This is a genomic window from Arcticibacterium sp., from assembly GCF_055134445.1.
The window spans coordinates 23,111-40,454 of the sequence record NZ_JBSRVI010000126.1; the positions used below are offsets into that span (position 1 = coordinate 23,111).

The following is a 17,344-nucleotide window of genomic DNA, read 5'->3' on the forward strand; positions in this document are numbered from 1 at the left end:
TTTGTTTAATGATTTTTAAACAATCAATATTGAAATGAAAACAGTAAAAGCGGCAATTGCCAAAGGCGACGGGAATTATAGCATCGAAGAAATTAAAATTGATAAGCCTAAAGGCGATGAGGTTTTAGTTAGAATGAAGGCCGCAGGCATTTGCCACACAGACTGGGACTCCATTAATTGGGGTAAACCTATAGTAATGGGTCATGAGGGTGCAGGAATTGTGGAATCCCTTGGCCCTGAGGTGAAGGGTTTAGCAATAGGAGATGCTGTGATTTTAAACTGGGCCATTCCATGTTATGAGTGTTTTCAATGTCAGGAAGGAAACCAACATATTTGTGAGAAAAACTCTGCGGTAACAGCTGGAAATACCGTTTCTGGAGGACACGCAAGCTTAGAAAGTACCACTTATAATAATCTACCCATAGAACATGCTTTTGGTTTAGGCACCATGAGCGAATACACTTTGGTGCGTGAAGCAGCCTGCGTAAAAGTAGATGCCGATGTGCCATTTCCAAGTGCTGCCATAGTAAGCTGTGGCGTGATGACGGGATTTGGTTCTGTTACCAATGCCGCCAAAGTAAAAGCAGGTAGCAGCGTGGTGGTGATAGGGACAGGCGGTGTGGGTTTAAATGTGATTCAAGGGGCAAAAGTGAGCGGAGCTGCCAAAATAATAGCCATAGATATTAATCCAGAAAGGTTAAAGTTGGCAGAGCAGTTTGGAGCTACGCATATTCTTTTGGCAAAGAAAGAAGACAAGGATTTAAGCCAAGCAGCAAAGGAGATAAAGGAGCTTTGCAATGGCCGCGGGGCAGATTACGCTTTTGAGTGTACTGCCATTCCAGCTCTGGGAGCGGCACCCCTAGCCATGGTTCGTAATGCAGGTACTGCTGTGCAGGTAAGCGGAATAGAGCAAGAAATAATGGTAGACATGAGTCTATTTGAGTGGGATAAAATATATATCAATCCGCTCTATGGTAAAGCACGTCCGCAAATAGATTTTCCTCAAATTATTGAGCTTTATAAATCTGGTAAATTAATGTTAGATGAAATGGTGACAAGAACTTATAGTTTGGAAGATTTACCAATGGCTTTTGAGGATATGTTGGCGGGTAAAAATGCCAAAGGCGTAATCGTTTTTGAATAATTTATGAAAAAGTTTTTTACCACAGAAAGAGCCAGAATAGACCAATTCGACTGTTTTACGGTTAAAAGTCCTGCTTTAGGACACCGTGCTGATGTAACAGTTTTTAAGCCTGAAGGAGATTTTAAAAGTATGCCCCTAGTGGTATTGCTTCATGGTGTTTATGGGAGTCATTGGGCGTGGTCGCTTAGTGCTAAAGTCCATGAAACACTCCAAGAATTGATAAGCCAAAAGCAAGTCCAGCCCATGATGCTAATGATGCCTTCTGATGGTCTTTTCCAAGATGGCAGTGGATATTTGGAACATAAAACGGCTGATTATGAAAAATGGATAGCCAAAGACGTCATTGACTTAGTAAAAGAAAATTACGAAGAAGTAGATGACCTTTCACCTGTTTTTATTGCGGGTTTGTCTATGGGAGGTTTTGGAGCCTTGCGTTTAGGAGCTAAATATCCCCAAATTTTTAAAGCATTTAGTGGTTTGAGTTCTATTACTCGCTTTGACCAAATGGCTGAGTTTATAGAAAATATGGATTCGCTGAAAGAAGCCGTGCTATCGGAAGAAAATGTTATTGACATCATACTGGCAAATAAAGAAAGCCTAAGACCTTTTAGGTTTGATTGTGGCGAAAAAGACACACTTTTTAAATCCAATCAAGTATTACATCAACAGCTTTTAGATAACGAAATACCCCATAGCTTCTTTATTAAAAAAGGCGAGCACAGTTGGGAATATTGGCAAAATAATATTGCTGAAACCTTACTTTTCTTCAATAACCAAATTTGAAATATGAAAAAACAAAATGCAAGTGTTTTTCCCGATCCGTTTGAAGAGGCTAGAAAAACAAAAGGATTTGGAGAAGTACAAGACCAAGATGATGATGTTATGATGCTTTTGCGACATAAGGATGTTCGTAAAACGGCTCATAATTATAAAACTTTTCAGTCTGGAGCAACTCCTGGGCGTATTGTGGTGCCCTCAGAAGTAAATATTAGAGAGACGCGTCAAATTCCATTTGAAGTAGACCCGCCCGTACATGGCGAATATAGAACCTTAATGGAAGCATGGTTTAAAAGACCGCTGCAAGCCCAATATCAAGTAGAGCTTAAAGAGCAAATAGAAGGGTTGTTGGAGGAAGTGATGAAAATGGATAAGGTTGAAATCGTCACTGAATTTGCATTGCCACTGCAGTCAAAAGCCTTAACACTTTTACTGAATACACCTTTTGAGGAGTCTGAAACATGGATTTCATGGGGAACTCATGTGTTTAGAAGTGAAGGCGAAGCTTTAGATGCGGACAAGGCGAACGTTTTGTATGACTATATAGATGCTAAAATAGACGAAGCTTTTGAAAACCCTGGCGAAGATTTATACTCCTATTTACTTAACTGCGATTTTCAGGGTAGAAAACTGACTAAAGAAGAGGTTAAAGGGGTAATGGTTTTAACTTTTGCGGGGGGCAGAGATACGGTTATAAACGCAGTGACCAATTCCCTAGCGTATTTTGCAGAAAATCCAAAAGCACTTGTAGTATTAAAGGAAAATCCTGAAATGATAGGTAAAGCTGTGGAGGAATTGGTGAGGTATTTTGCACCACTAACGCATATGGGAAGAGTGGTTACGGAAGATGCTACCGTGTGCGAACACGCCGCCAAAGCCGATAGCCGAGTTTCTTTATGTTGGGCTTCCGCCAATAGAGACGAAGCTGTTTTTGAGAACCCAAATGAAGTAGTTTTAGATAGAAAAATTAATCCACATGTAGGTTTTGGCTTTAGCCACCATAACTGCCTAGGAGCAACCCATGCCCGACAAATTTTAAAAACGCTTATCACTATTCTCTCTGAAAGAAAAACGGCAATGGAACTGCTTGATTTTGAAGAGAATATAGAAGATTGGGGTGATTTTAAACGCAAAGTGGGCTTTCATAAATTATTATTAAAAATCAACTAAAAAATGGCAAAAATAACTTTTTTAACTTCTGATAATGAGTCTATTACCGTAGAAGGTACATCAGGTAATGTGATGGAACTTGCGGTAGAAAATAACATCAAAGGCATAGATGGCGATTGCGGTGGTGTATGTTCATGTGCCACCTGCCATGTTCATGTTTTACCAGAATTTATAGAACAAGTGGGCAGAGCCAGCGAGATAGAAACGGACATGCTAGAGCTAGACGACAATACCGATGAATATAGCCGTTTGGGTTGTCAAATTGAGATTACGGAGGCTTTAGATGGTGTTATTTTAAAAGTAGCTAAATAATGGAAAGGGCATTAGAGCAAATTTGCGTTATCATTGGAGCCAGTCATGCAGGTGTCAACTTTGCTTTTTCTCTCAGAAAAGAGGGATGGCAGGGGCGGATAATTCTGTATGATGCAGACCCAGAATTGCCCTATCATCGCCCTCCTTTGTCTAAAGCCTTTCTAACTAGCGAAGGGGGGATTGAAAATTTTCTTTTAAAACCGGCTCAGTCTTATGAAAAGGAAAACATAGAACTAAGACTAGGAAACGCAGTTTTAGAAATTGATAAAGCCAATAAAATCATTACTTTAGAAGATGGCGGTCAGCAAGCCTACGATAAACTGGTGCTGGCGACTGGGGCTAGACCCCTTGTGCCAAACATTGAGGGTCTTGATAAAGCAAAAAACTTAAGTTTCTTACGTTCGGCAGCCGATGTCTACAAAATCAAAAGCACTTTTGAAACCTGTAAAACCAAGCAGGTAGTGATAATTGGAGGTGGTTATATTGGTCTAGAAATAGCCGCTTCTTTGAGAAAATTAGGAGCTTCGGTAGATGTGCTGGAAAGAGAAGAACGTATTTTAGCTCGAGTTACAGCTCCAGAGATGTCTACTTTCTTTAATCAATTGCATCAAAATAATGGCGTCAATGTTCAGACCCAAAAACAGGTTCAGTCTATTGAAAATGAATCTGGTATAAACAAAGTTATCTGTACAGATGGCACCTCTTTCGATGCAGAAATGATAATAATTGGTGTAGGGATAAAAGTCAATGCTGAACTGGCCCTAAAAGTCGGTTTGGATGTGGAGAATGGCATTAAAGTGAATGAAACAGCCAGAACGTCTGAACCTGATATTTATAGTATTGGTGATTGCACTTGGCACTTTAATCCGCATTATAAACGCTATGTTCGTTTAGAATCTGTTCAAAATGCAGTAGATCAAGGTAAAGTGGCTGCTGCGGCTATTTGCGGGAAAACTTCCGTTTATAACGCCTTACCGTGGTTTTGGTCTGACCAATACGATGTAAAGCTTCAAATGGTAGGATTGTCAGGAGGCTACAATCAGGTCTTATTAAGAGTGGAGGAGGAGAAAAAGCTATCAGCTTGGTATTTTCAGGACGACAAATTACTTTCTGTAGATGCTGTTAATAATGCCAAGGCTTACGTTTTGGGTACTAAAATATTGAAAGAAAATCAGCGGGTTAATAAGGACGTCTTAATGGATCTCAAGACGTCCTTGAACTATGATTTATTAACGAGCTGATTAAGTCCATTGTAGAAATGAGTTTCTGGACATTCAGAGTCCTTTGATTTGGTGTGGGTCAATTCATTGAAATAATATGTATATTGGCAATTTCTTGGTTATCTTAATAGTTCAAAAAGTGAACTGGAATTAGTCTTATAGCACTTGAGCAAGCCTAATTTTAAAACCCTTTCTTAAATGCTATTATATTTAAGAGTGGTTAAGGTAGTTTGGCTTTTTTAAAATTATTGTTTTCAACCCGAATGAAATTAATATTCAAAAAAAATGAGTTAAGTCCAGAGAAATGCTTTTCTGTGAGGCAGGATAATATTCCGTGTATTGAACACGACTGGCACTTTCATCCTGAGCTGGAACTTATCTATTTTCTAAAGAGTACAGGTACGCGATTTGTTGGAAATTCCATTGGAAACTTTGAGCCGGGTGAGTTGTATTTGATTGGCAGTAATGTGCCTCATTTGTTTAGGAATGACCGTGCTTATTATGAAGGAAATGAAGCTATTTCTGAGGTGGATTTGGTCGTGGTAAAATTCATGCATGACTTTCTTGGTCCAGCATTTTCAGAGCTCTCTGAAACCCAAACTTTAAGGGCTATGTTTCAGAAGTCAAATAGAGGTATTAAGTTTTCAAAATCAAGCACCTATCTGGTGCATAATCACATTCTTGGTTTACTAGGTTCTAAGGGGCTCGGTGGCGTTTCTGAAATATTAAAAGTGCTGGATATCTTATCCAATACCGACAATCATGAGCTTTTATGCCAAGAGGAAATAAAGCACTCCTTCAGCTCGGATGAAAAGGAAAGAATGGCAAAGGTTATCTCTTTTTTAAATGAAAATTTTGAAAAGAAAATAGAACTGGCTGAGATTTCTTCCATTGCTTGTATGACGCCAAACGCCTTTTGTAGATACTTTAAGAATAAGACCAAAAAGTCATTTACACAGTTTTTGATAGAAATAAGATTAGGGCATGCCTGCAAAATGCTGATAGAGGGCAAAGAGCAAATAGCCACCATTGCCTATCAGTCGGGTTTCAATACCGTGACTAACTTCAATCGCCAGTTTAAAAACTTGATGAAAATTACACCTTCAGACTATATGGAGAAATACCAAATGAAGGAAGAGCTGGACTAGACAATCTCCCGATAAGTTAATTAGAGATTACTTTTGGGTAGAAATAAGCTATTGTTTTTTTAGTATCAAATTTACTTTTGCCTCAAAAAAGTATGGTTAGTCTTTTAGTACTCCTTTTTAGTATCACATTTTTGATAGTGGGTGTTACTGTTTTTAAGGTAAATCCCATTCCCATACTTTTAATATCAGCCCTTCTGCTAGGCGTATTGACAGGTTCCTCTATGACAGATGTAAATGAGAGCATTGTTTCTGGTTTTGGTAACACATTGAAATGGATAGGACTGGTTATCTTTTTTGGAACGCTTCTAGGCGAAATTTTAGCAGAAACAGGCGGAGCTAATCAAATTGCAGAGAGCATTATAAATCTTTTTGGTACCAAATACCTGACCTTTAGTTTAGCGATTATTGGCTTTTTAATAGGCATTCCGGTTTTTATGGATGTGGCCTATTTAACACTTTTACCTACTGTTATTGCTCTTTCAAAAAGAACTGGGCAGTCTTTACTCACGCTAGGGATGGCTTTAGCCATGAGTCTTACCATTTCTCATGCTATGATACCACCAACACCAGGACCTGTAGCTGTAGCCGGTTTATTGAATGTGGATATCGGTGAAATAATACCTATTAATATCTTAGTAGGTCTAGGGGCTATGTTTGTCGGTTTGATTTGGATTCATAGCATTTCAAAGCGAATTCCATCTTCTGTATCAATTGAAGTTCCAGACAATGAAGATGCTAGGCCTGCTGAGTTAATTGGTTTTAGAAAAACTTTGCCTTTTTTAGCCTTACTTTCTCCACTTTTTTTAATGACGGTTAGTGCTTTTTATAAAGGTCAAAACCCCGTTATTCTTTTTGTGAAAAGTCCCATTTGGTCTTTAATGATTGGTGTGAGTATATCTCTTTTCTTATTGAGGAAAAATGGATTTAATGAAAAGCTAAATGAGCTTTTTAAACAAGCAGCGTCAAAAAGTGCTATGGTCATACTGATTACCGGTGCAGGTGGTGCGTTTGGACAAGTAATAAAAGATACACAGATCGTCAATGAACTCATGGCCAACTTTGAGCATATCAACGCTTTGGGTTTGTTCTTGCCCTTATTGCTAAGCTTTATTTTTACGACAATGACAGGATCGATTACCGTTTCTCTGTTAACCACCAGTTCTATTGTGGCACCTATGGTGAGTGGCGGTCAGCTTGACCCTTCTCTTACGGCGGCAGCTATTTGTGCTGGCTCAATGGGTATTATCCATGTAAATAGTAGCTTTTTTTGGCTATTTAAAGAAATACATGGTTTCAATGTTCCTCAAGTGCTTCATTCTTTTTCTTTACTATCCATAGTGATTGCTATTGGAGGAGGCTTAATGATTGCTATTTTATCCATATTTCTTTAATCTGCTGTTAGCAAGCATTTTAAGTTAATTTTAGATGGTATTTTATCTGAACGTTGATAAATTAAGTTAAAATAGTGCAATCGTAGGGTAAAACACACCGATGCTAAGAAGGCTAAGGATACTTTCTTTGTGTAGAAAACATTCAAACCTATATGACCTCTTTTTTGCCTTTAATAATAATACTTGTCGCAAGTATTTTCCAGGGTTCTTTCGGACTCGGAATGAAATTTATGTCACCTTTAAAATGGGAGGCTTGGTGGCTAGTACATGCCACTATAGCTATGATAGTCTTACCCATTGGTTGGGCTCTTTTTGTAGTTCCTGATTTATTTGAGGTAATAGCCGCTGCACCTACTCCGTCCATATTTTTAGGTATGCTCTTTGGGTTTTTATGGGGAATTGGAGGGATTATGTTTGGTAAAAGCATACCATTTATTGGTATTTCATTGACCTATGGTATTGTGATGGGGGTGTGTTCGGCAGTAGGAAGTCTTATTCCACTTTTTGGAATAGAAGATGCTACCAGTCTAACTGCTTTTCCTTATATATTAATAGGGGTAGGTATTATGCTAGTTGGCGTGGCTGTTACGGCATATGCAGGTATACTGAAGGATAAAGAAAATAGCTCTGAGGGAGGCTCAAGCTTAAAAGTAGGTCTTTTAATAGCCTTGGCCAGTGGTGTACTTTCGGCATTATTGAATGTTGGATTTGTAGAAGCTCACCCTGTAGGTGTTATGGCAGAGGCTAGTGGAGCTTTAGCTAGAAATAGCAGTTTAGCCATTTGGGTCGTGGTTTTATTAGGAGCTTATATCATGAATGCGGGGTATGCACTTGTACTTCTAACTAAAAATAAATCTTGGAATTCGTTCAAATCTGTCCATGCCAACAAGGCCTACCTTTGGGCTGTTTTAGCGGGTGTTTTTTGGTTTGGAGCTTTGGGTATTTATGGTCAGGGAGCTACGCTAATGGGCGATATGGGACCAGTTATTGGTTGGCCTATTTTACTAGGCGTCTCACTAATAGTGAGTAACGTATGGGCATATATGAATAAAGAATGGCATAAGGGCAGCAGCTCTTTTAAATGGCTTTTGTTTGGATTATTCATCCTCATCATCGCTACACTTATTCTAGGATACGCTAATAATTTCTAAACCTCTTTTTAAAAAGGATATCTACGCTTAAAAATAATTAAAATGAAAATTGTTTCTGTTGAAAGTTATATACTCAATGATAAGCTCAAGGAGAGTTTCTATTTTTCTCAGTGGGAGTATAGCGAACGTAAAATTTGCATCGTCAAAATAACATCAGACACCGGACATGTGGGTTGGGGGGAAGGTTATGGTCCTGCTAAAGTTCTTAAAGCTGGCGTAGAACTTTTAGAACCGTTTATTATAGGTCAGAATCCCTTAGAAAATGAGACCATCTGGAATATTATGTACAGGCGAACGCTAGACTACGCCAGAAGTGGCGTATTACAGGCTTCTGTAAGTGCCATAGATGTGGCCATTTGGGATCTGAAAGGAAAGATTATGGACCTGCCAGTGCATACCCTGTTGGGCGGTAAGAAAAGAGAATCTATAAGCCCATATGCTACTGGAATGTATTTTACGCATGGTGGTCATATGCCTACGGTATTAGCAGAGGAGGCCAAAATGTATGCCAATCAAGGTTATAAAGCCATGAAAATAAAAGTAGGCTTAACGATTGAAAAAGATATAGAAAACGTAGCGGCGGTTAGAGCGGCAATCGGCTCTAAAGTGAAGTTAATGGTAGATGCCAACCATGCCTATAACCTGCGTGAGGCGGTTCAGCTTGCTAGAGCGATAGAAAAATATGATATCGGTTGGTTTGAAGAACCTATTTCTCCAGAGTATTATGATCAATATGCTGAATTGAGGTCAAAAACCACCATTCCCATTTCGGGAGGAGAATGTGAATATCTTAGATTTGGTGCTCACCGACTTCTTCAGGCAAAGGCCGTGGATATTTTACAGCCCGATATATGTGCCACTGGAGGATTAACAGAAGCCAAGAGAATTAGCACGCTGGCCAGTACTTATGGCGTAGAAATTATACCACATACTTGGGGTACCAGCATTGCCATTTCGGCTGCCATGCACTTTATTGCCAATTTGGATGTGATGCCAGGGAGAATGATTCCAGAAGCTTGTATGATGGAGTTTGATAGGACGGAAAATGCTCTGCGAGAAGAACTTACCAATGCAAACTTAGAAGTTATCAACGGTGAAATGAAAATACCAGACGGTCCAGGATTAGGCTTTGAAGTAAATGAAGATGTCATACAAAAATATGCTTTAGAAATTCCAGCTTATGTAACCAACGGCTTATTAAAATAAGATATGAAATACGGATTTAAAAAATTATATATAAACGGCTCATTAACAGAAGCTACGGATGGAGGAACCTTTACGGTAGTCTGTCCTGGAAATGAAAAGGAAATAGCTGAAATAGCATGGGCTTCAAAAGTCGATACTGAAAAAGCATTGCGAGCTGCCAAAGAAGGTTTTGTTTCATGGTCTGCCATGCCCATGGAAGTTAGGCTAGATTGGATTTCTCGTTTGCGTTCCAAAATTTTAGAAAACCGTGATATGCTTCGCGAAAGTATCATGGACGAAATGGGTAAAACTTGGGAAGGTACAGACGAAGACCTGACCAGCATTGCCAATTCGCTAGCATATTATCCAGAAGAAATTTTAAAAAGAACCGACCTCAATATTCCAGACCGAGAAGGCACACATCAGCATACACTTTTATCTCAACCTTTGGGTGTGGTGGTAGCGTTTTTGGCCTATAATTTCCCTTTTTTAAATCTAGGTTTTAAACTTGGACCCGCCTTGGCGGCTGGGTGCTCCATCATTATTAAACCATCAGAATTTTCTCCTCTTTCGGCTTATATTCTTGGAGAGCTTTGTGATGAAATGAATTTTCCTGCAGGCGTTATCAATATCATTTGTGGAGATACTGAGAATGTAGGGATTCCGCTTTGCGAAAGTAAAATACCAAGTCTTATTACGATGATAGGCTCCACAGAAACGGCTCAGAAGCTGATTCAACAAAGTGCTAAAACCTCTATAAAAAGATACAGTATGGAGTGTGGAGGTAATGCTCCTTTTATAGTCATGGAAGACGCTGACTTAAATCTGGCTATTGGTTTAGGTACGGCATTAAAAGTGGGTAATACGGGTCAAATCTGTGTTGCTCCTAACAGGTTTTATGTGCACAACACGCTGATTGATGCCTTTATCGCAGGTATGGTAAAGAATTTTGAGCATACTAAAATTGGTTTCGGCAAAGAAAATAAACCTCAAATGGGTCCTTTGGCCAATAGACAATCAGTGAAGAAGATTGAAAAGATAGTGGAGATGGCGTTGGCTCAGGGAAGTAAAGTGATGTTCGGAGGAAAAGCCATAGACCAACCGGGCTATTACTTTCAACCTACGGTTATCAAGATTAACAATCCTAAAGCAGAGATTTTAAACCACGAAATATTTGGCCCAGTAGCCATGATTGTTCCTTTCGATACTAAAGAAGAGGTTTTAGGCTACGCCAATGACACTGACGCCGGTTTAGCGTCTTATGTTTTCACCAAAAACGAGGAAACTCAAAAGTATTTTGAACAGCATCTTGCTTTTGGAGAAGTACAAGTCAATGGTGTGAAATACGATATTTACTTACCTCATGGAGGAATTAAAAATAGCGGCATTGGCGTAGACTGTTCCACTTTTGCATTAGACGATTATCTCATTAAAAAACGCATTAGTAAATCATTGGAAATGGTATGATACTTCCAGAACACTTCATTAGTATTGATTGGGGAACTACCAATTTTAGGTTAAGGCTGGTCGTAACCGAAACTTTGACTGTGCTGGAAACGGTGCAAACGAATGTTGGAATAAAGACACTCAATGACCTTTTTTTGAAGCAGTCTGAAAAAAACAGACAAGATACTTTTGGAGATTATCTGGTTTCTCAGATTCAAAAATTGGAGACTGAGCATCAGAAAAACCTTGTCGTCATTTCAGGGATGGCCTCTTCCAATATTGGTCTGGAAGAAATGACTTATGCAGAAGTTCCCTTTGATGGAAGCGGATCTAATCTAAACTGGAAGGTTATTAGTCTAACGAATGATTTGGAAACAATTCTAATTTCTGGTGTAAAAACGGATAGCAGTGTCATGCGGGGAGAGGAAATTCAAGCCATCGGTTTGGAAGAATTACTTCAGCCTTACCAAGAAGGGGTATTGCTTTTGCCTGGCACACATAGCAAGCATCTCAACTATAAAAATGGACAATTCACCACTATGAAGACGTTCATGACTGGGGAGCTTTTTCAGTTGCTTTCACAAAAGAGTATTTTATCTGATTCTGTGCAGGCAGGACACTTAACTGAAATCCATAAAAAGGCTTTTGTTTCAGGCGTAAAAAAAGGAAGTAGTGAATCCTTAAGTTCTATTTTGTTTTCTGTGAGGACCAATACGCTTTTACATGATATTTCTAAAGAAGATAATTACTTCTTACTCAGCGGAATGCTCATTGGTAGCGAACTGGCCTATTTGAAAGACCATAAGAGCAAGTTATTTTTATGTGCCGCAGAGCCAGTTTTTACTTTATATCAAATGGCTCTGGCTACCTTGCACCATTCTAAAAATATAATCGTCTTTGATGCTTCCTATATTCTACAAGCTTTACTGAAAGGTCAAAGGAAAATCATAAATCAATATGTCTCTTAATACCAATTTTTCTCAAGATAAGTACCAAAAAATGCCTGTTGTTGGCATTATTCGTGGATATGATTACGAAATCGTAAAATGGATTGCTGAAATATATCAGGAATCAGGGTTTTATACTTTAGAAATTACCATGAATACCGAAGGTGCCACAGAAATGATTTCTGGTCTGGTGAAAGACTTTCCGGAAATGAATATTGGAGCAGGTACGGTTTGTAGTATGGAGGACTATCGTAGGGCTAAAAATGCAGGTTCGCAGTTTATGGTAACCCCCATTATAGATGAAGACATTATAAAAACGGCAGTGGCAGATAACATTCCAATATTTCCTGGAGCTTATACGCCTACAGAAATATATAAGGCTTGGACTTGTGGTGCCACAGCCGTTAAGATTTTTCCTGCGACACAACTTGGCGTGTCCTTTATAAATGATATTAAAGGTCCTCTAGATCAAATTAAGGTATTGCCTACAGGTGGAGTGGCTTTAGAAAATATCAAATCTTTTTTTGAGGCGGGTGTTTATGGCGTAGGTATGGGCAGCTCTCTTTTGCCAAAAAAGCTCATTCATAAGCGTGACAAAGGAGGTCTGAAAAATCATTTTATGTCCATTAAAGCAGAGATTGCAGACTTTTTATAAGTTTTCTCCTTACTATAGGCTTAAACCATTTCGTAATTTATTTTAAGTGAGATATCCCCCGATTTCGTGAATAGCGAATAGTCTCTTAGTTTTAAGGTAAATAACGCCCAAGAAGTCATTTAAAAACTATTCAACCCTAAAGAACTATGTCTCTCAAAAGAAGAAATTTTATTCAGAAAATTGCTTATTCCGTTTCCATTCTAAGCGTAAAGGATGCCTTTGGAAATACAGGAAAATTTGATTTGAACCAGCTTAAATTTCCTCAAAGTATCTTAAAAAAGGACTTCAAAAAAACAAATAACCGTGTTTGGCTTGGAGAACAATTTTGGAGTATTCCGCTGGAAGACTGGCGAGTGAAAAATGGAAGAGTTGAAAGCGACGGAATTGTCAAAAACGCTAGCGTAAATATTTTAGGCTATCAACTTCAAAAAGGAGATGGTACGTTCTCTTTAAGCTGTAAGGCAGGTTTGATAAAATCAGAAAATGACAATGCCACTTTTGGTTTTTCGGTAGGGGTAAAAGATACGACAGACCCAGAAAGTACTTCAGCGGCTTGTTATTTTGGAAATGGAATAAAAGTAGGAATCAGTTTAAATAAGGAGATTTTTATAGAAAATGACCTTAAAAAACTTAGTAGTGACTTTGATTTAAATGAGTTTGAATTAAAACTGACTTCGATTACAAAAAATAACATTTCAGAACTTATCATAAGGGTTAAGGATAAAAAAGGGAGGACGGAAGTTTTATCAAAAAGCATTTCGCAAGACCTATCTGGCTTGATGGACATATGCCAATTGGAGAAAGGAGCTTCTTTTTGGTGGAACAAATTAGAACTTGAGGGTTCAAAAGTTATAGAAAGTCGGAAAGACACTTTTGGCCCTATTTTTTGGTGTATGTACACTTTATCCGACCAAACTTTAAAACTTACCGCTCAATTTCCTCCCATTTCTGAAGAAGACAATCGGTCTAGTCATCTGGAACTTCAAAAAAATGGGGTGTGGGAAAGTGTACAAACACAACAGATTGACAGGGATGCTTTTACGGCTGTGTTTAAGGTGAAGGATTGGACAGAAATGAAAGATACACCCTACAGGGTTGTATATGAACTGGATGGAAATACGCATCATTATCAGGGCATCGTTAGAAAAGAACCTAAAGGAGATTTGTTAAAGTTAGGTGCACTTACCTGTCAACATGCCATGGGTTTTCCATATAGGCCTTTGGTAGAAAATCTAAGTAAGAGTAATCCTGATTTACTATATTTTTCTGGTGACCAGATTTATGAGGAAAATGGTGGATACCCCATTAAACGTGAACCCGAAGAAAAGGCTATTTTAAGCTATTTGGGGAAATATTATATGTTTGGCTGGGCTTTTGGTCATTTGATGCGAGACCGTCCTACGGTTTGCACGCCAGACGATCATGATGTTTTTCAAGGAAACCTTTGGGGAGAGGGCGGTAAGTTGCTTTCTATAGATGAATGGGACGCTCAGCGTGATGCCCAAGGTGGTATGGTACAAACAGCCAAAATGATAAATGTGGTGAATAAAACCCAGTGTGGGCATCTTCCCGATGCTTTTCATCCTGAGGTCTTACCTTCTGGTATTAGCACGTGGTATACACACTTAAGGTATGGTGGGGTAAGTTTTGCGATTGTGAGCGACAGGATGTTTAAGTCGGGACCTGAAATGATTAGAAAAGGTCAGGGAAGAATAGACCATGTGACGGTAAGATTAAATGCCAATGAACTGGAGTCCGAAAGCTTATCTATGATGGGTAATACTCAAATGGAATTCTTAAAGGATTGGACAGAAGATTGGAAAGATGTGGATATGAAAGTAATGTTGAGTCAAACGCTTTTTGCCAATGTGGCCACACATCATGGACCCAAAAAGGAATTTCTCTATGGCGATTTAGATTCTGGTGGATGGCCAAAAAAGCAAAGAGATGAGGTCTTGAGACTGATGCAAAAAGCAGCAGTATTTCATGTAAATGGCGACCAACACCTTCCCTTCTTGGTACAATATAGCATAGACCATGAACAAGATGGAGGATGGACGTTTTGTACGCCAGCTGTTTCTACGGGTTATCCAAGATGGTCTAAGCCAGACAGCTTAAACGTTCCTTATATAAATAGACCTGCTCATGGTCTTCCTAATACCGGTCTTTACAGAGATATTTTCGGAAACGATAACTTCGTATTTGCGGTTGGTAATCCTGAAGAAGAGTTTGACCAAGAAAAAAATAGATATGTAAAAGCTCAGAAAAAAGCCTCAGGCTATGGCTTTATAACTTTCAATACCCAATCCAGAACCATTAAAATGGAAGCCATCCGATTCTTGGCTGATTTATCGAAGAATGTTCCAGGGAATTCTTACCCTGGCTGGCCATTAACCATCAAACAAATGGAAAATGACGGTAGGCGAGCAATTGGCTTTTTACCGAAAATAAAAACCACCAAACCCAATCAGGTTTTTAAAATATACCTAGAAAGTACTGGAGACTTGGTATCCGCAACGCGAGCTTTAGGATACATCCATAAGCCTGCAATATTTATGAATGGCACTTACAGAATATCCATAGGGGAAGGCAAAAACTTGAAAGTGTTAAGCGGAGTTCATATCAGCTTAGACCCAGAAGAGGAAATAAGTATTTAGGATAGTGTTCAGTTCTAGTATAGGTCTCAAAATAGCGGTATGACTTATAATTTCTCACTTTAGGATAATATAAAGGAATAGTGTGTTAATTCAGGCTTACTCACTTACCTTTTTATCGTGTTGTTTTGTACCATAAATCTATGACACCCTAATGAAGAGGATAATTTTATTGCTGTTATTAATAACGCCATTGGCTGGCTTTACCCAAAAGCAGCCCAACATTGTTTTACTTTTTGCTGATGATGCCGGTTATGCCGACTTCGGTTTTCAAGGTAGTAAAGTAATGAAAACACCCAACCTAGATAAGCTCGCCAAGCAAAGCATGAGATGTACGCAGGCTTACGTTTCTGATCCTACCTGCGGTCCATCAAGAGCTGGATTATTAACAGGGAAATACCAGCAGCGTTTTGGTTTTGAGGAAAACAATGTTCCTGGATACATGAGTGCCGTTTCTGCAGTTGACGGAATAGAAATGGGATTGCCGGTAGAAGAAAAAACAATGGCCGACTATTTAAAAAAGTTGGGCTATCGTTCTGCTATTTTCGGCAAATGGCACCAAGGAGGAGCAGATAGGTTTCATCCTTTAAAAAGAGGCTTTGACGAGTTCGTCGGTTTTCGGGGTGGAGCGAGAGATTATTTTGCTTACACAAAACCACCTGAGGAGGTTCAAAATAAATTGGAATATGGATTCAATAATTTCCAAGAGCCTACCCAATACTTGACGGATTTGCTAGCAGAAGAAGCGATTTCATTTATGGGAAAAAATAAGGAAAATCCGTTTTTTGCTTATTTGGCTTTTAATGCCGTGCATACGCCAATGGATGCCACCAAAGAAGATTTAGCCCAATTTCCAGAACTCAGTGGCAAAAGGCAGCAAGTGGCAGCCATGACTTTGGCATTGGACAGAGCTTGTGGGAAAATATTAGATTATTTAGACCAAAATGGTTTATCTGAAAATACCATTGTGATATTCACGAATGATAATGGTGGCCCGGTAGACCATAATGCTTCCGTGAATTTACCCCTGGCAGGAGCCAAAGCCACACACCTAGAAGGTGGTATTCGTGTACCCTTCTTAATTCGCTGGCCAGGAAATATTCCACCAAATAGCACCTATAACTTACCCATTAGCACTTTAGATTTATTGCCTACATTTTATGTTGCAGGAGGCGGAAATACAAAAGACTTAGAAAGTCTAGATGGGGTAAATGTGATACCTTTTTTACAAGGGAAAGCGTCGGGTCGACCGCACGACATTCTGTATTGGAAAAAGGATGCTAGAGCGGTGGTGCGTGAGGGCGACTGGAAGCTTATTAGATTTCCTGATAGGCCTGCAGAACTTTACAGGATTGATGAGGATATCTCAGAGCAAAATGACTTGGCAGCTTTAAATCCAGAAAGGGTAAGGAAAATGTATAAAATGATTTTCGACTGGGAAAAAACTTTAGAAAGACCAAGGTGGATGCTTCAAAAGAAGTATGAGCAGTTAGATATTGAGCTGATGGATAAATATAGGAAAGTTAATTAAAGGGTTAGAAACGCCATTTTTTAATATTTATAGTCTGAAGTCATGAAAAGAACAGTTTTAGTTTCTAGTCTTTTAATGGGTCTGTTTTTAATAAGCTCAAGTTTATATAAACCTGACGGAAGACCCAATATTATTGTAATTCTTGCCGATGATTTGGGTTATAATGATGTCGGCTTTAATGGTTCACCAGATATTAGAACACCTCATTTAGATAAGTTGGCACACAGCGGTACGATGATGTCTTCGGCTTATGTGGCTCATCCGTTTTGTGGGCCTAGCAGAGCAGGACTTATGACAGGTAGATATCCCCATGTCATGGGTTCTCAGTTTAATTTACCAGCTAATAGTGAAGATTTAGTTAGAGGCGGGATTCCACTTAATGAAATTTTTATTAGCAATGTTTTAAAGGAATCGGGGTATCATACTGGAGCCATAGGGAAGTGGCATTTAGGTGCTGTTCCACAGTTTCATCCAAATAAAAGAGGATTTGATGAATTTTACGGTTTTTTAGGTGGGGGTCATAAATACTTTCCTGAGCAATATAAAGCGGCTTATAAAAAGCAAAAAGAAGCAGGTGCTAAGATTATCTTTGAATACCTCCATCCCTTAGAAT

Annotated in this window: 15 protein-coding genes; all 15 read left to right on the forward strand. The window is 38.9% G+C overall.

The window, feature by feature from the left end:
* Positions 1-34: 34 nt before the first annotated feature.
* Positions 35-1,144 carry a Zn-dependent alcohol dehydrogenase gene (locus ACTBZY_RS16335; protein ID WP_463047415.1) on the forward strand — a complete coding sequence of 370 codons (1,110 nt, stop codon included), beginning with the start codon at positions 35-37 and terminating at the stop codon, positions 1,142-1,144.
* Between the two features lie 3 nt (positions 1,145-1,147).
* Positions 1,148-1,927 carry an alpha/beta hydrolase gene (locus tag ACTBZY_RS16340; RefSeq protein ID WP_463047416.1) on the forward strand — a complete coding sequence of 260 codons (780 nt, stop codon included), beginning with the start codon at positions 1,148-1,150 and terminating at the stop codon, positions 1,925-1,927.
* A 3-nt stretch (positions 1,928-1,930) separates the two neighbouring features.
* Positions 1,931-3,091 (forward strand): cytochrome P450, encoded by a 1,161-nt coding sequence (locus ACTBZY_RS16345; protein WP_463047417.1) that lies wholly within the window; start codon positions 1,931-1,933, stop codon positions 3,089-3,091.
* 3 nt (positions 3,092-3,094) lie between these two features.
* Positions 3,095-3,403, forward strand: a complete 309-nt coding sequence (locus ACTBZY_RS16350; protein ID WP_463047418.1) for a 2Fe-2S iron-sulfur cluster-binding protein — start codon at positions 3,095-3,097, stop codon at positions 3,401-3,403.
* Positions 3,403-4,644, forward strand: coding sequence for an NAD(P)/FAD-dependent oxidoreductase (locus tag ACTBZY_RS16355; RefSeq protein ID WP_463047419.1), 1,242 nt, complete (start codon positions 3,403-3,405; stop codon positions 4,642-4,644). The genes ACTBZY_RS16350 and ACTBZY_RS16355 overlap by 1 nt, the downstream gene beginning before the upstream one ends.
* Before the next feature lie 242 nt (positions 4,645-4,886).
* A complete protein-coding gene (locus ACTBZY_RS16360; protein ID WP_463047420.1) occupies positions 4,887-5,771 on the forward strand; it encodes an AraC family transcriptional regulator in 885 nt (294 codons plus the stop codon).
* A 92-nt stretch (positions 5,772-5,863) separates the two neighbouring features.
* Complete coding sequence (locus ACTBZY_RS16365; RefSeq protein ID WP_463047421.1) at positions 5,864-7,162, forward strand: GntP family permease; 1,299 nt, start codon at positions 5,864-5,866, stop codon at positions 7,160-7,162.
* A 152-nt stretch (positions 7,163-7,314) separates the two neighbouring features.
* Complete coding sequence (locus ACTBZY_RS16370) at positions 7,315-8,313, forward strand: L-rhamnose/proton symporter RhaT (RefSeq protein WP_463047422.1); 999 nt, start codon at positions 7,315-7,317, stop codon at positions 8,311-8,313.
* A gap of 42 nt (positions 8,314-8,355) precedes the next feature.
* On the forward strand, positions 8,356-9,519 hold the full coding sequence (locus tag ACTBZY_RS16375; RefSeq protein WP_463047423.1) for a mandelate racemase/muconate lactonizing enzyme family protein: 1,164 nt from the start codon (positions 8,356-8,358) through the stop codon (positions 9,517-9,519).
* 3 nt (positions 9,520-9,522) lie between these two features.
* Positions 9,523-10,965: an aldehyde dehydrogenase family protein gene (locus ACTBZY_RS16380; RefSeq protein WP_463047424.1), complete on the forward strand. Its 1,443-nt coding sequence runs from the start codon at positions 9,523-9,525 to the stop codon at positions 10,963-10,965.
* Positions 10,962-11,912 carry a 2-dehydro-3-deoxygalactonokinase gene (locus ACTBZY_RS16385; RefSeq protein ID WP_463047425.1) on the forward strand — a complete coding sequence of 317 codons (951 nt, stop codon included), beginning with the start codon at positions 10,962-10,964 and terminating at the stop codon, positions 11,910-11,912. The genes ACTBZY_RS16380 and ACTBZY_RS16385 overlap by 4 nt, the downstream gene beginning before the upstream one ends.
* Positions 11,902-12,546 (forward strand): bifunctional 4-hydroxy-2-oxoglutarate aldolase/2-dehydro-3-deoxy-phosphogluconate aldolase, encoded by a 645-nt coding sequence (locus ACTBZY_RS16390; protein ID WP_463047426.1) that lies wholly within the window; start codon positions 11,902-11,904, stop codon positions 12,544-12,546. The genes ACTBZY_RS16385 and ACTBZY_RS16390 overlap by 11 nt, the downstream gene beginning before the upstream one ends.
* A 146-nt stretch (positions 12,547-12,692) precedes the next feature.
* Positions 12,693-15,203: an alkaline phosphatase D family protein gene (locus tag ACTBZY_RS16395; protein ID WP_463047427.1), complete on the forward strand. Its 2,511-nt coding sequence runs from the start codon at positions 12,693-12,695 to the stop codon at positions 15,201-15,203.
* 151 nt (positions 15,204-15,354) lie between these two features.
* On the forward strand, positions 15,355-16,731 hold the full coding sequence (locus ACTBZY_RS16400; RefSeq protein WP_463047428.1) for a sulfatase: 1,377 nt from the start codon (positions 15,355-15,357) through the stop codon (positions 16,729-16,731).
* A 42-nt stretch (positions 16,732-16,773) separates the two neighbouring features.
* Positions 16,774-17,344, forward strand: a 571-nt coding sequence (locus tag ACTBZY_RS16405) for a sulfatase-like hydrolase/transferase (RefSeq protein ID WP_463047429.1), incomplete at its 3' end; no start/stop codon positions are given.